This is a genomic window from Paenibacillus montanisoli, from assembly GCF_003268025.1.
Lineage (GTDB): Bacteria > Bacillota > Bacilli > Paenibacillales > Paenibacillaceae > Paenibacillus_Z > Paenibacillus_Z montanisoli.
Genome location: NZ_QLUW01000005.1, coordinates 447,119 through 461,579, shown reverse-complemented (window position 1 = coordinate 461,579; position 14,461 = coordinate 447,119). Strand labels below are relative to the sequence as shown.

Sequence of the window (14,461 nt, the reverse complement as noted above, 5' to 3'; positions counted from 1 at the left end):
AGATCCGCTCGACTTGCATGTATTAGGCACGCCGCCAGCGTTCGTCCTGAGCCAGGATCAAACTCTCCATAAAAGTGATCCGAAGATCATTTATGAATTCGCTTGTTAGCTCATTCAAAAACTAGCTCTCGTTGAAACTCGCTTCGTCACATAAGTGACTAACATCGTTTCACCGTTTTTAAAACCTATTGACAGGTCGCTCATTGTTCAGTTTTCAAGGAACAAATTCATTCGTTTCATTCGCCCATGTCTCAGCGGCGACTTGATTAATATATCACATTCGCCTACATCATTGCAAGCTTTTTTTTATCTTCTCAAATAAAAAACTGTGTTATATTTATCTGCCTCAAAAGCGGCAAGAAGTAATATAACACAGTTCGTTAAAAGAGGTCAAGCCTCAATTTAATAAAGTTTATGATTGGTGCTTCGACAGCACTTCTTCAATATAGAACCGGCGTTCATGGACTAGGTTTACGATCGTCCCCGATACGGATACCCATGGTCTAGTCGGATGATCGCGGTCGGAGAAGATGATCTCGCCGATTCGACCATCATTGAGTCTTACAATCGTACCATTGTTAAACTGTGTTGCCTTCTCGACAAAGATCCGCACATATGCAGGATCAAGCTTGCCGAAAGAATCCGAAAGCAACTGTTCGAGCACCAAATACGGCGAGGTTGCCTTACGATAGGCACGCTTCATAGTCATTGCGTTGAAAATATCCGATATCGCCACAAACTTGGCATAAGGATGGATTTTCTCCGAGCCGATGCCTAGCGGATAGCCGCTCCCGTCAAACCGCTCATGGTGCTGCAATGCCGCTAATTTTACACCTTCATTGATCGCCGCGACATTCTTGAGCAGCTGGTAGCCGAGAACGGTATGACGCTTCATGTCCTCGACTTCTTCGGGCGTCAGCTTAGTTGGCTTGTTCAATATGCTGCGGTCGATCTTTGAATTGCCGATATCATGGAGAAGCCCGGCAAGCGCGGATTGCATCCAGTCTTTTCTCGGCTGGTTGTTCCACTGTGCGAGCATATAGCAGCTTAGCGCTGACATTGCGCTTTTGTGGAACAGATAGTCTTCGTCGGGCACGTTTTGCGGCGAGAAAGTCATCATCTTGTATTCGTGGCTATGCGCAAGCAACGCTTCAAGCTGGTTGCGCAAATCCAGAATCGGCAATGCCATTCCGCTCATCATTTGGTTGAACACTTTCTTGAGCAGCAAGACAGTCAAGTCATACTGCTCGATAAGTGCCGATTTGATGTAAACTTCCTTTGCTGGCTCCTGAAATTTATCTTGATTCGCTTCATCGGCATTCTCCGTGGGGGAATCAATATTTACAGAAGGGACCAGGAAAGCTTGCAATATTTCATACTCGCGCGGAGTAATGACTCTACCTTTATGAAAAAGCACGCTGCCAAGCGGTGTGAGAACATCCTGCGCAATTTTGTCACCAAGCTTAACTTGCGAAACCGCTACTGTCCCCATAGTCATCCTCCACGATGCTTGCAAAACTCTTTAGAAAGCCTATTCCGTTGGAGACGTTCCTAGGGTCTCCCCGCCATCGGCCTCATCCTCACTATTCTCCGCCTCTTCACTCCGGGCTACGCGCGTTACCGTCGCTACAGCATCGTCATCGCGGATATTAATGAGTCTAACGCCTTGCGTGTTGCGGCCCATGGTGGAGATGCCGGCCATACTCATACGAATAAGCGTGCCTCCGGAGGTCATAATCATCAAGTCTTCGTCGTTCTGTACAACTCTCAAGCTGACGATTGCCCCGTTTTTCCCCGTGACATTGAGCGTCTTAATCCCTTTACCGCCGCGGGTCTGGCTTCGGTATTCGCTCACTGGCGTCCGTTTGCCGTAACCGTTCGCAGTAACGATCAACACATCGTTCTCAGGTACGACGACATCCATGCCGATGACTTGATCGTCTTCGTCGGAGCTAATCCCTTTAACCCCTGTTGCCGAACGTCCCATCGGACGGACATCCTGCTCCGAGAAGCGGATGGACATGCCTTGGCTCGTGCCCATAATGATTTCTTGCTTGCCGTCTGTCAGTTTCACACTGATCAGATCGTCGTCTTCGCGCAGGTTAATCGCGATGAGACCGACCTTACGGATATTGGAGTAGTCATCCAGCGGCGTTTTCTTCACAATCCCCTGCTTCGTCGCAAAGAACAGGAAACGGTCCGGCTCAAACGATTCCACCGGAATAACCGCATTGACGGTTTCTCCTTGTTCGATCTGAATAAGGTTGATGATCGGCGTACCGCGTGCCGTCCGGCTGAGATCAGGTATCTCGTACGCCTTCAGCCTATACACTTTACCCTTATTCGTAAAGAAGAGCAGGTAGTGATGCGTGTTGGAAACAAACAAATGCTCGACAAAGTCGGTATCCTTCGTATCCATCCCGATAACGCCTTTGCCGCCCCGCTTCTGGCTGCGGTATGTCGTAACCGGCAAACGTTTCACATAACCGGAGTGGGTTACCGAGATGACGACATCCTCGCGAGGAATCAAGTCCTCGTCCAGAATCTCGTCTTCGCTCACCATGAGCTCCGTACGGCGCTCATCGCCGAATTTCTCTTTCACTTCTTCGAGCTCATCATTGATGATCTGAAGCACGAGCTGCTCATCTGCGAGGATCGCTTTAAATTCCGCGATCTTGCGAAGCAGCTCCGCGTACTCGGCTTCAATCTTGTCGCGCTCGAGTCCGGTCAGGCGCTGCAAGCGCATGTCGAGAATCGCTTGCGCTTGGTCGAAGCTTAGGCTAAAGCGCGATATCAAGCCTTCGCGCGCTTCTTCCGTCGTTTGCGATGCACGGATGAGCTTAATCACTTCATCCAGATTATCGAGCGCAATGCGCAAGCCTTCAAGAATATGGGCACGGGCTTCCGCTTTCTTCAAGTCAAACTCCGTACGACGACGGATGACCTCAATTTGGTGCTCAAGGTAGTAGTAAAGAATATCGCGCAGATTCAGTACGCGCGGCTCGCCTTTTACAAGCGCCAGCATGTTGAAACCGAAGTTCATCTGCATCTGCGTTTGCTTGTACAGGTTGTTCAAGACGACCGTCGGCGTTACATCGCGGCGAAGCTCGATAACGACTCGCATGCCGTTGCGGTCGGACTCGTCACGAAGATCGGTAATGCCCTCGATCTTCTTCTCGCGGACTAGCTCGGCGATTTTCTCGACAAGTCTCGCCTTAACGACCTGGTACGGCAGCTCATGCACGATAATCCGCGCTTTTCCGCCATTCTCCTCGATTGTCGCGCGGGCGCGCATCGTAACGGATCCGCGGCCAGTCGTATATGCTTGGCGCATCCCTTCGCGTCCCATGACGAATGCGGCCGTCGGGAAATCCGGCCCTTTGATGTAATCCATTAGTTCAAGCGGCGTAATCTCAGGATTACGAATAAGCGCCTGAACGCCTTCGATAACCTCGGTCAGGTTATGAGGCGGAATGTTGGTTGCCATGCCGACGGCAATACCTGTCAAGCCATTTACGAGCAGGTTGGGGAAACGTGCCGGCAGTACTGTCGGCTCTTGCTCCTCGCCGTCGTAGTTCGGGGCAAAATCGATCGTCTCTTTATTGATATCACGAAGCATTTCCATCGCTATCTTGGAAAGGCGCGCCTCCGTATAACGCATCGCTGCCGCCATATCGCCGTCTATGGAACCAAAGTTGCCGTGACCGTCGATCAGCATATAACGCAGCGAGAAGTCTTGCGCCATCCGAACCATCGTTTCATACACGGCCGAGTCACCGTGCGGATGGTACTTACCGATGACTTCGCCGACGATTCTCGCAGACTTCTTATACGGCTTGTCCGGAGACATGCCAAGCTCGGACATCGCATACAAGATCCGGCGGTGTACCGGTTTCAATCCGTCACGGACGTCCGGAAGCGCACGGCTTACGATGATACTCATTGCATAATCCATAAACGATTCGCGCATTTCGGTACCGATATCGCGATCGCGTACTTGCAGATTTTTCTCTTCTGCCATCGTGGACCTCCTTGGGTTGCATATACCATCAACTTGAGCCTTCGAATGCGCATGCATCGCATGCCACACCGGTAGGGCAGGAATAATTCGTATAACAGAATACTAGAATCCATTATAATTTTTTCTAAATCCGGCCAAACTTAAACGTTATGTCATGCAAAACATGCCTAGTTCCTTCTTACCATAAATTACTTCTTCCACATAGGCAAACACCCACTCCATGCGACTCCGTTCGCCATAATCTAACAAGGTATGATCCTGCTCCATGACAATGACCGGGAGAATGCAAAAAATAGGCATTATCCCTATTATAACATTGAATGACACCTCTGTCTCCTGCAGGCTTGGCAGCTATCCCTATTTCCCCCTTGAAAGGCGGGGCATCGCTTGCGCATCCAACGTATCGGCAGCAAATGGGCAAAAACCAAAGTATTGCAGCAGTCTGAAGCGCTAAACGAGCTTATTCCCATCACCAACGAGTGGAGCATTTCCGTCCTTGAGCAAATGCTCGGCGAACTCCAGATGCTCTACGTCAAGCCCGATCTCGGAACCTTCGGCAAAGGCGTGTTCCGGGTTGAGAAGCAAGCCGACAATCTCTATTCCTATCAGCTCGGGACCAAGCTTAATACATTCCCCGCTTTTGAGGACATGGCCAGATCGCTGCAGGAAGCGATTCAAGGGCGCCGCTACTTGATCCAACAGGGAATCCCGCTTCTGACCTACGACAGCCGGCGGTTCGATGTACGCGTCATGGTGCAGCAAAATCCGAAGAGAAAGTGGGAGACGACCGGTATTATTGCCAGATTGGGCGACCCGTCGAAAATCGTCACGAACTGTCACAGCGGCGGAAAAGCCGTCTCCTTCGATAAGCTGATGAGGCCTTACATGACACCGTCCCAAATGAGCGGCTATAAACAATGGCTTGCCGAAATTGGCTTGGCCACCGCCCATCAACTGCAGGCTACTTACGTCGGAGTCAAGGAAATCGGCCTCGACGTCGCCATCGACGAATCGTTTCGGCCTTGGATCCTGGAGGTCAACACCATTCCGGACCCTTATATATTCCGAAAGCTGACCGATAAAAACATTTTCCGCCGGATTTACCGGTATCATAAATCGAACAACCGACGAGTGAAATAATAACAAAGCCGCCCGAATGACCGGACGGCTTTGTTTTTTTGCTCGAGCGCAGGATTAGATGTCGAGATTTTTAACCGACTTCGCGAACTCTTGAATAAATTCGCGCCGCGGCTCAACATTGTCGCCCATGAGCGTTTCGAAAATATTGTCAGCCTCAATGGCATCTTCAATCGTCACTTGCAGCATTGTGCGGCTCTCCGGATCCATCGTCGTTTCCCACAGCTGGGAAGCGTTCATTTCGCCGAGACCTTTATACCGCTGTACGTTAACCTTTGCGCCTTCGCCGAATTCCGCGATAATCGCATCGCGTTCTTTCTCGCTTTGCGCATAACGAATCACTTTGTTGCGCTCGATCTTAAAGAGCGGCGGCTGCGCGATATAAACGTAACCGGCTTCAATGATTTTGCGCATGTAGCGGAAGAAGAACGTGAGCAGCAGCGTGCGGATGTGGGCGCCGTCGACGTCGGCATCGGTCATAATGATGACCTTGTGGTAACGCGCCTTGGATAGATCGAAATCATCCGCAATGCTCGTACCAAGCGCCGTAATGATAGCCCGAATCTCCGTGTTGGACAAAATCCGGTCTAGACGCGCGCGTTCGACATTCAAAATTTTCCCCCGCAGCGGCAAGATCGCCTGGAAATGCCGATCCCGGCCTTGCTTGGCCGATCCGCCCGCGGAGTCACCTTCTACGATGTAAATTTCACTGATGGATGCGTCCTTCGAGGAGCAATCCGCCAATTTCCCCGGCAATGCGCTGACTTCGAGCGCGCTCTTGCGGCGCGTGAGCTCCCGCGCTTTACGCGCGGCTTCGCGTGCACGAGCGGCCTGCAAGCCTTTCTCGACAATTTTCTTCGAGACGGCCGGATTCTCGTCGAGAAACTCTTGGAACTTCTCGGCAAAGAACGATTCGACGATACCGCGAGCCTCGCTATTGCCCAGCTTAGTCTTCGTTTGACCCTCGAATTGCGGTTCCGGTATCTTCACGGAGATGATCGCGGTCAAGCCTTCGCGGACATCGTCGCCTGAAAGGTTATTGTCGCTCTCTTTGATCACGTTCATCTTGCGGGCATACTCGTTGATAATCCGCGTGAGCGCGCTCTTAAAGCCGGACTCGTGCGTACCGCCCTCGTGCGTATTGATGTTATTCGCGAACGAGTAGATATTCTCGGTGTAGCTGTCGTTATATTGCAGGGCGACTTCTACATGAATGTTATCCTTGTCGCCCTCGACATAGATCGGCTCTTCATGGAGCGCTTCGCGGCTGCGGTTCAAATATTTGACGAACTCGATAATGCCGCCGTCATATTTGTACGTGTTGGACGCGCCGGTCCGTTCATCGAGCAGCGAAATCTCGATCCCTTTGTTCAGGAATGCCAGTTCACGTATACGCGATTGCAGCACATCGTACTCATAAACCGTTGTTTCCGTGAAAATTTCAGCATCCGGCTTGAACCGAACGGTCGTACCCGTTTCATCCGACTCGCCGATGACTTTTAGGTCATATTGCGGCACGCCGCGTCTATATTCTTGTCTATGAATCTGGCCTTCGCGTTTAACGGTTACTTCGACCCGCTCCGACAAGGCATTCACGACGGAAATACCAACGCCATGAAGGCCGCCGGAAACTTTATAGCCTTCGCCGCCGAACTTACCGCCGGCATGCAATACCGTCATAACGACTTCCAGCGTCGATTTCTTCAGTTTGACGTTCTCGCCTACCGGAATACCCCGGCCGTTGTCGATAACGGTGATGCTATTGTCTTCGTGAATGATAACTTCGATGCGCGTACAATAGCCTGCCAGCGCCTCATCGATACTATTGTCAACAACTTCCCATACGAGATGGTGAAGCCCCTTGCCGCTGGTGGAGCCGATGTACATCCCCGGGCGTTTGCGTACCGCCTCTAGTCCTTCAAGAACCTGTATCTGACTTTCATCATACGTATGCTGATTCGACGACATGCCCTAATTCACTGCTCCTCTCAACTACTCTTGCCGCGTTATGCAGCACTTCAAATCTCTGCCGCCTAGGTGGTTGCAAAATGGTGCGATCGTTTCTTCAGCGTAGAGGATGAGATCGGCGAATAGTAGATTTTGTGCTCGGTTACTACAATGGATTTCGCTTCTTCTTCACCAATTATTTCAACGTCTTTGCGCTTACGAGCTTGCGCGACGAACTGCTTCGAAAGCTTGGATGACTGCTCGATCGAGATATCGAAAATGGCTACGAGTTCCGCAGCGCGTATAATTTTTTCCCCGCCCAAATGAATGTACATGGCCTCCACCTCTCGTAGGCAACGCCCTAAGGCTTACTGTTCGACATGACCGTCCTTCACCTGGTAAACGCGGGAGTCATGGAGCTTGCTGATATTGACGCTTTCAAGCCCGGTCGTTGTGATGAACGTCTGCACTTTACTTTGAAAAGTCTCTATTAGCTGCGTCTGACGATGCTGGTCCAGCTCGGACAATACGTCGTCGAGCAGCAGCAGCGGATACTCGCCGATTTCTTCATGGATAAGTTCGATTTCCGCCAGCTTCAGCGAAAGCGCTGTCGTTCGCTGCTGGCCCTGGGAACCGTAAACGGCGGCCTCCTTGCCATTGATAAAAAAGGCCATATCATCACGATGAGGACCAACGAGCGTCATTCCTCGACGAAGCTCCTGATCCTTTACTTGTGTTAACTTTATCATAAATTGCTCAAATAATATAGTTTCATCTTCCGTCGGGTCGCTCTCGAAGGAGGGCCGGTAAACGATCGTCAGCTCCTCGCCGCCCGCTGTAATGCCCGCATGAATGTGCTGTGCCCACTTTTGCAGCTTCTCTAAGAAGTTTTGCCTTTTTTTCACGATTTTAACACCATACTCGGCAAGCTGCATATTCCATACATCCATCATCGCTTGGTTCGCGTTTCCCGGCGCAGCGGTTTTCAAATAGTTGTTCCGCTGCATCAGTACTTTGCTGTATTGACCTAACGCATGCAAATAACCGGGCTGTACCTGGCCGATTTCCATATCGAGAAACCGCCTTCGGATGCCCGGCGTGCCTTTCACTATTTCAAGATCCTCGGGCGCAAACATGACCACGTTAAGCGAACCGATAAATTCGCTCAGTTTGCGCTGCTCCAGCCCGTTGATCTTTGCTTTCTTCCCCTGCGTGGACAACGAGAGGTCCAGCGTCAGCGGACCATATCGTTTCTCCACTTCCCCGCGTATCCGCGCCTCACTGGCTTGCCAGCCGATCAGTTCTTTATCCTTGCTCGTCCGATGAGACTTGGTCAGCGCGAGCACGAAGATCGCTTCGAGCAAATTCGTCTTTCCTTGCGCATTGCGGCCGACAAAAAGGTTCACCTGGCTGTCGGTCGCAAGCTCGATTTGCTCGTAATTCCGGTAATGCTGCAATTGAATTTTCGTTAAACGCACTTCGATAGCCTCCCGCGGCGGTAGCTGCTGACGAGCGGCTTGGCCTGCCGATACTTAACGCTTTACGATCGTAAAACTTCCGAACCCCTTCACATCGATCTTATCCCCGATGTACAGCTTGCGGCCGCGCCGATTATCCGGTTCGCCGTTAATCAGCACTTCGTTTTCTTCCAAGAAGAATTTGGCTGCGCCGCCGGTATCAATGCAGTCGGAAAGCTTCAAAAACTGGCCGAGCGCAATGTAGTCTGTCGAAATTCCGATTTGTTTCATCGTTTGCTTCTCCTTCGTTAGCCTGTTGTCCGATAAGGCAGGATCAAGTGCAGGCTGTGCGGATGATCGGTAGGCTTAATGATAATTGGGCTCATCGCGCCGTTAAAGCCGATGAACAGATATTCGCTGTCGATGACCTTCAGCGCATCGAGCATATATTTGGAGTTGAACGCGATGCGAAGCGATTCGCCGTTCATATCTTTGACATCGAGTTTCTCCGTTACGCGGCCGAGCTCGGTCGAGCTGGACGAGATTTCAATTGTGCCGTCATCTTGCGAAATAAGGCGAACAATGTTCGTTTTTTCTTCCCGCGACATCAAGTAAGCCCGGTCGATGGCGTCCGTTAATTTTTTTGTGTGCAGGACGAGTTCTGTTTTGAACTGCTGCGGAATAATTTTAGAAGTGTCCGGGTACGTCCCGTCCAAAATCCGCGAATAGAACAGCACGTTGCCGACTTTAAACAGCACTTGATTGTCCGCGACAACGATATCCACATGTGTATGACCATCCGGAACAATTTTCGAAAGCTCGTTCAGCGTTTTACCGGAAATGACGACATTGGAGAACCGGTAGCCTTCCGGCGTTTCGACAACGGCCGTGCGGCTGGCCAAACGATGCCGGTCCGTGGCCACGAATTTAAGCTGGCCCTCGGTCAAGTTCCACAGCGCGCCTGTCAAAATCGGCGTTTGTTCGCTTGTGGAAGCGGCGAATACGGTCTGTCTGATCATCGCCTTCAGCAAATCGCCGGGAACCGAGATGGTTTCGCTTTGCTCGATGGTCGGCAAAATCGGAAATTCTTCCGGATCCAGGCCAACCATCTGAATATCGGACGAACCGGAACGAATCATCGTTTGATGATGCTCCTTCACTTCGATTTCGAGCTCGTCCGACGGCAGTTTCTTTACGATTTCAACGAAAAACTTTGCTGGCAGCACGACACTGCCCGGTTTTTGAACTTTTGCGATGACGAATTCACCATTCTCTACCGGTATAAAGCTTTGAATGGAAATATCCGTGTCGCTTGCCGTTAATGTAATGCCTTGGTGGGTAACGTCGATCTTGATTCCGCCGAGAATCGGAATGGCCGGTCTGGAGGAAGAGGCTTTGGATACTTGCTGAATAGCATCGTTAAGTTGATCTTTGCGAATCGTTAATTTCATAGTTTCACTCCTAAAGTGATGGTATCAATGCGGCGGCGAGTTGAAGCTGCGTTGTCACCTATATTTGATGATGAATTATTTTAAAAATTAGTAGAAGTCGTAGTAGGGCCGCTGAATATGTGGATAAGTGGTCCAAACACGGATAAAGCAAGCCTATCCACATGTGTATAGCGTGTGCATAGGCTTGCTGATTAAATGTTGAAGACTTGAATAACTTTTGAAGTCATTTTCATAGTCTTCCTATTTACGTGTGGTTTTTAATCTTCTCCGTCAGCGTTTGGACGATCTTGAACAGCTCGGAATCCACTTTCAGCTGCTGCGAAATCTTCTCGTGAGCATGAATGACGGTGGTATGGTCACGGCCGCCGAAAGCTTCCCCGATCTTAGGCAGCGAGTAATCCGTCAATTCGCGTGACAGATACATTGCGATTTGTCTTGGGAATGCGACGGCTTTCGTTCTTTTGCGCGCTTTAAATTCCTCTAGCTTGAGACCATAGAGCTCCCCGACTTTTTGCTGGATATCCTGCATCGTAATCATTTTTGGCCGGCTGGTTGGAATAATATCTTTGAGCGCTTCGGCCGCCAAATGGGACGAGATGTCCTGATTTATAAGCGAAGAATACGCCACGACGCGGATTAAAGCACCTTCAAGCTCACGGATATTGGTATCGATCTGACTTGCGATGTAAGCCATGGCCTCGTTCGGAATGTCCAGGTTCTCGGCCTTGGCTTTCTTACGCAAGATGGCGATCCGAGTTTCCAGGTCCGGCGGCTGAATATCGATCATGAGACCCCATTCGAAACGCGAACGGAGCCGTTCTTCGAGCGTAGGTATTTCTTTTGGCGGACGGTCACTGGATATGACGATCTGCTTGCGTTCCTCGTGAAGCGCGTTAAACGTATGGAAAAACTCTTCTTGTGTCTGTTCTTTGCCGGCAAGAAACTGAATATCGTCAATGAGCAGCACATCGATGTTCCGGTATTTATTGCGGAAGCTTTCGCCTTTGTTATCCCGGATCGCATTGATGAACTCATTCGTAAATTTCTCGGAAGACAAATAGAGAACCCGCGTGTTGGGGTTATGTTCCAGAATATAATGCCCGATCGCATGCATTAAATGCGTCTTGCCCAAACCTACGCCCCCATACAGGAAAAGCGGATTGTAGGCTTTAGCCGGCGCCTCGGCCACGGCCAAAGAAGCGGCATGGGCAAACCGGTTGTTTACGCCGATGACGAACGTGTCGAACATATATTTGGGATTGAGCATATGCATGAAGGGCTCTTCCGGCCCTGTCTGCACCGCCGGTAATACGACGGGCTGGATTTCCGCAGGCTCGGGAGGCTTGTTCTCTTCGATGACAAACTTAATGTCATACTGACGCCCGTAAAATTCCTGCAGTGTGGTCCGCACAAGCTTTGTATAACGGCTTTCAAGCCATTCGGCCGCAAAAGTCGTCGGCGCTGTCACAATTACGGTAGAATCGCCGCTAAACGAAGCCTTTGTTGCTTTGAACCAAGTATCGAAACTTGGTTTGCTGAGCTTCGTTTGAATGATTGACAGCACCTGATGCCACATTTCGTGCGTATGGCTATCCACAGATTGTCACTCCTTATCCAATTCGCCGCATACGGCGCTTTCCTGCTGCAGATGTCGAAACATCGGGTATTCTGGTTACTTTCATCCACATTATTAAGGATAGACAGATATAAATTATCAAAAGGGGATGAATGTTGTTCACATTGTTATCCACAGCCTGTTAATAATGTTGAGGAGTAATTGGAGTCATCCACACAGAAAACATATTCATCATAGCATTATAACCCTTGATATTCAACGATTCCGCTGATTTTATCCACATTTTCTATAGGTTGTGTATAATAGTTATCGACAACACTAGATATTGTTTATATCTTGTTACCAATTCGACATAATACGGGAATCTCCGATAAATTCATCCACATGTTATTAATTTATCGTCATCCAGGGTGCTTTTATACGTTTATCCACAACTCGGGAATCGTTCAGGTATTGGCGACTCTTCCCACCGGCGTTTTCGGTTGACTTCCAAGGGGGGCTGTGGTTTAATTGAAAAAGGCGTTTTTTCGCGGATGGACGCTCGTGGCTTGACTATCGAGACTGCGCAGCTGTTCAGGCTAAGAAAAAACTGACGATCGCTAATTGCGCCGGACGATAGAGATATGTAAGGTGAATTTGTGTAGGGAGGTGCATTGATAATGAGACCGACATTCAAACCGAACGTTAGCAAACGTAAGAAGGTACATGGCTTCCGCAAGCGTATGGCTTCGAAAAACGGACGTAAAGTGCTAGCAGCCCGCCGTCAACGGGGAAGAAAAGTACTGAGCGCGTAACCCTAAAGACCACATTACGTGGTCTTTTTTTCATTTTTACGGGAATAATAAAGAAATAAAGGTTCGGTGAAGGTGCACCCGTGCAAAGAAAACTGCGATTGCGTAACCGCGAAGATTTCAGCCGCATTTACCGGAACGGCAAATCGTTCGCTAACAGCCAGTTTGTCGTTTATTGGTCGCGCCAGCAGCAGGCCGACCCATTGCGGCTAGGCGTATCGGCTAGCAAAAAGATAGGGAATGCCGTCGTTCGCAATCGAATGCGGCGCCTTGTTAAGGAAATTATCCGGCATCAGAAGGACCGGATTACCGGGCAGCTGGATTTAATCGTCATTGTGAGGAAGCCGGCTGTAGGTCTTGAGATGAAGGAACTCGAAAAAAGCATGCTCCATGTGCTGAAACGGGCAGGGCTTCTGAAGAGTCCGCGTTAAGGCGTGTAATCGCTTTAATGCGGAGGGAGGCTTGTTTCTTTGTGCCATAAAATGTGATATAGTTTACGTGAATGAATTCGCAGAGGTCCTTAGTTTTGAAGGATCTTATTGCCACGGTATCCAGAGAGGAGATTTACATGTTGTCCCGTATTTCGAAACGAACCTGGCTGACGGCAATTGCTCTAATTGCGGTCATGCTTTTTCTGAGCGGCTGTTCATCCGCTACTCACACGGTCTCGATGGATGACCTAGAGCACGGCAACTTCTGGGAGCGAAACGTTGTTTATTATTTTGCGTTGCTGCTTGAAGCCTTTGCAAGATGGTTCGGCGGCGAGTATGGCCTTGCGATCCTGCTCATGGTGGTCATCGTCAGAACGCTGATTCTCCCTCTTACCATTAAACAGTACCGAAGCTCGAAGGCGATGCAGGCGCTTCAGCCGGAGCTTGCTAAGTTGAAGGAGAAGCACAAGGATAACCCGCAGAAGCAGCAAGAAGAAACGATGAAGCTGTTCCAGCAGCATCAGGTAAACCCGCTTGCAGGCTGTTTGCCGCTGCTTATCCAAATGCCGGTTTTCATCGCGCTGTACAATGCGATCTATATGAACGAGAACATCCGCGAGCACACCTTCCTTTGGTTGGAGCTCGGTCAGAAGGACCACACTTATGTGCTCCCGATCCTGGCCGCGATTACAACGTTCATTCAGTCCAAAATGATGTCGTCCCAGCAGAAGACAATGCCGGCTATGCAGGGAATCATGATGATTTTCCCTGTGCTGATCTTCGTTATGGCGCTGTCGTTCCCGGCGGCACTTCCGCTTTACTGGGTGTTCAGTAACATCTATACCATTGTGCAAAATTATTTCCTATATGTACGCACTTCATCTAAGGACAAGGAGAGTGTACCTGCGAAATGAAGAAAATCGTCGCATCGGGCAAAACGATCGAAGATGCTGTACAAAACGGTTTGACGGAATTGCAAGTGTCGGCGGATCGCGTTAACGTAACTGTTTTGGAGAAACCGTCTAAAGGTTTGTTCGGCTTGATCGGCGCGCGCGCTGCGAAGGTCGAGCTGGTAATCGTCCCTGCGGTTGAGCAGGAAAAGGCGTCAGAGCCTGCGGTGGCCGCAGAAGCAGTGAGGGATCCGCTCCATGAAACGGAACGGTTCATTTCCGAAGTGGCAAGAACGATGGGGCTTGACATTACGATTACACGTAACGATTCGAAAGAAGGACTCGTCCTCGCGTTATCGGGCGGCGGCGATCTCGGAATGCTGATCGGGCGCCGGGGTCAAACGCTTGACGCACTGCAGTATCTGACCAACATTGTGGCCAACCGTTATTCCAACAGCCATCTTCGCATCGTGCTCGATGCAGAGGATTTTCGCGAGCGTCGCCGGAAGACGCTCGAGGATTTATCTGACCGTTTAGCGGGGCATGTCATCCGTACGCGCAAGGAAGTCGTACTGGAGCCGATGTCCCCGCACGAGCGGAAGATCATCCATTCGCAGCTGCAAAACCATGCGAAGGTGAAGACCTTCAGCAAAGGCGATGAACCGAATCGCCGCGTAGTCATTACGCTTAAGTAAGTACGCATACTGCTCTTTTCCAGCAATGGCTTCTTCATGGTCATTGCTCATTTTTTTAACTACGA

At 50.1% G+C, this 14,461-nt stretch carries 13 protein-coding genes and 1 rRNA gene; 5 read left to right on the top strand and 9 right to left on the bottom strand.

The window, feature by feature from the left end; genetic code table 11:
* The 3 genes from DL346_RS24825 to gyrA form a co-directional block, all read right to left on the bottom strand.
* Positions 1–73: ribosomal RNA gene (locus tag DL346_RS24825) — 16S ribosomal RNA — on the bottom strand; the annotation flags it as partial.
* A gap of 339 nt (positions 74–412) precedes the next feature.
* Positions 413–1,492, bottom strand: coding sequence for an HD-GYP domain-containing protein (locus DL346_RS24820; protein WP_112885071.1), 1,080 nt, complete (start codon positions 1,490–1,492; stop codon positions 413–415).
* Positions 1,493–1,531: 39 nt separating this feature from the next.
* Positions 1,532–4,021: a DNA gyrase subunit A gene (gyrA, locus tag DL346_RS24815; RefSeq protein ID WP_112885070.1), complete on the bottom strand. Its 2,490-nt coding sequence runs from the start codon at positions 4,019–4,021 to the stop codon at positions 1,532–1,534.
* Between the two features lie 387 nt (positions 4,022–4,408).
* Between gyrA and DL346_RS24805 the strand changes: the two genes are divergently transcribed.
* Positions 4,409–5,161 carry a YheC/YheD family protein gene (locus DL346_RS24805; protein ID WP_112885068.1) on the top strand — a complete coding sequence of 251 codons (753 nt, stop codon included), beginning with the start codon at positions 4,409–4,411 and terminating at the stop codon, positions 5,159–5,161.
* A gap of 54 nt (positions 5,162–5,215) precedes the next feature.
* On the opposite strand, the gene gyrB is transcribed toward DL346_RS24805, so the two are convergent.
* The 6 genes from gyrB to dnaA all read right to left on the bottom strand — a co-directional run bounded on the left by gyrB (position 5,216) and on the right by dnaA (position 11,610).
* Entirely contained in the window at positions 5,216–7,126 is a 1,911-nt protein-coding gene (gene gyrB / locus DL346_RS24800; protein ID WP_112885067.1) for a DNA topoisomerase (ATP-hydrolyzing) subunit B, read from the bottom strand.
* A gap of 65 nt (positions 7,127–7,191) precedes the next feature.
* The gene (remB, locus tag DL346_RS24795) at positions 7,192–7,440 is read right to left on the bottom strand and encodes an extracellular matrix regulator RemB (RefSeq protein ID WP_112885066.1); all 249 of its coding nucleotides are present in this window, start codon (positions 7,438–7,440) and stop codon (positions 7,192–7,194) included.
* A gap of 33 nt (positions 7,441–7,473) precedes the next feature.
* Complete coding sequence (recF, locus tag DL346_RS24790) at positions 7,474–8,583, bottom strand: DNA replication/repair protein RecF (protein WP_112885065.1); 1,110 nt, start codon at positions 8,581–8,583, stop codon at positions 7,474–7,476.
* Positions 8,584–8,637: 54 nt separating this feature from the next.
* On the bottom strand, positions 8,638–8,853 hold the full coding sequence (yaaA, locus tag DL346_RS24785) for a S4 domain-containing protein YaaA (RefSeq protein WP_112885064.1): 216 nt from the start codon (positions 8,851–8,853) through the stop codon (positions 8,638–8,640).
* 17 nt (positions 8,854–8,870) lie between these two features.
* Positions 8,871–10,013 (bottom strand): DNA polymerase III subunit beta, encoded by a 1,143-nt coding sequence (gene dnaN / locus DL346_RS24780; RefSeq protein ID WP_112885063.1) that lies wholly within the window; start codon positions 10,011–10,013, stop codon positions 8,871–8,873.
* A 244-nt stretch (positions 10,014–10,257) separates the two neighbouring features.
* Positions 10,258–11,610, bottom strand: a complete 1,353-nt coding sequence (gene dnaA, locus DL346_RS24775; protein WP_112885062.1) for a chromosomal replication initiator protein DnaA — start codon at positions 11,608–11,610, stop codon at positions 10,258–10,260.
* A gap of 638 nt (positions 11,611–12,248) precedes the next feature.
* On the opposite strand from dnaA, the gene rpmH reads away from it, so the two are divergent.
* The 4 genes from rpmH to jag all read left to right on the top strand — a co-directional run bounded on the left by rpmH (position 12,249) and on the right by jag (position 14,396).
* Complete coding sequence (rpmH, locus tag DL346_RS24770) at positions 12,249–12,383, top strand: 50S ribosomal protein L34 (protein WP_112885061.1); 135 nt, start codon at positions 12,249–12,251, stop codon at positions 12,381–12,383.
* A gap of 80 nt (positions 12,384–12,463) precedes the next feature.
* Entirely contained in the window at positions 12,464–12,811 is a 348-nt protein-coding gene (rnpA, locus tag DL346_RS24765; protein WP_112885060.1) for a ribonuclease P protein component, read from the top strand.
* Between the two features lie 137 nt (positions 12,812–12,948).
* On the top strand, positions 12,949–13,725 hold the full coding sequence (locus DL346_RS24760; protein WP_112885104.1) for a YidC/Oxa1 family membrane protein insertase: 777 nt from the start codon (positions 12,949–12,951) through the stop codon (positions 13,723–13,725).
* Positions 13,722–14,396 (top strand): RNA-binding cell elongation regulator Jag/EloR, encoded by a 675-nt coding sequence (jag, locus tag DL346_RS24755; protein WP_112885059.1) that lies wholly within the window; start codon positions 13,722–13,724, stop codon positions 14,394–14,396. Before DL346_RS24760 ends, jag begins: the two co-directional genes overlap by 4 nt.
* The last annotated feature ends 65 nt before the right edge of the window (positions 14,397–14,461 follow it).

Coding starts and splice junctions, on each gene's coding strand:
- DL346_RS24820 (WP_112885071.1), bottom strand. CDS start 1,492: ATGGGGACAGTAGCGGTTTCGCAAGTTAAGCTTGGTGACAAAATTGCG.
- gyrA (WP_112885070.1), bottom strand. CDS start 4,021: ATGGCAGAAGAGAAAAATCTGCAAGTACGCGATCGCGATATCGGTACC.
- gyrB (WP_112885067.1), bottom strand. CDS start 7,126: ATGTCGTCGAATCAGCATACGTATGATGAAAGTCAGATACAGGTTCTT.
- remB (WP_112885066.1), bottom strand. CDS start 7,440: ATGTACATTCATTTGGGCGGGGAAAAAATTATACGCGCTGCGGAACTC.
- yaaA (WP_112885064.1), bottom strand. CDS start 8,853: ATGAAACAAATCGGAATTTCGACAGACTACATTGCGCTCGGCCAGTTT.
- dnaN (WP_112885063.1), bottom strand. CDS start 10,013: ATGAAATTAACGATTCGCAAAGATCAACTTAACGATGCTATTCAGCAA.
- rpmH (WP_112885061.1), top strand. CDS start 12,249: ATGAGACCGACATTCAAACCGAACGTTAGCAAACGTAAGAAGGTACAT.
- DL346_RS24760 (WP_112885104.1), top strand. CDS start 12,949: ATGTTGTCCCGTATTTCGAAACGAACCTGGCTGACGGCAATTGCTCTA.
- jag (WP_112885059.1), top strand. CDS start 13,722: ATGAAGAAAATCGTCGCATCGGGCAAAACGATCGAAGATGCTGTACAA.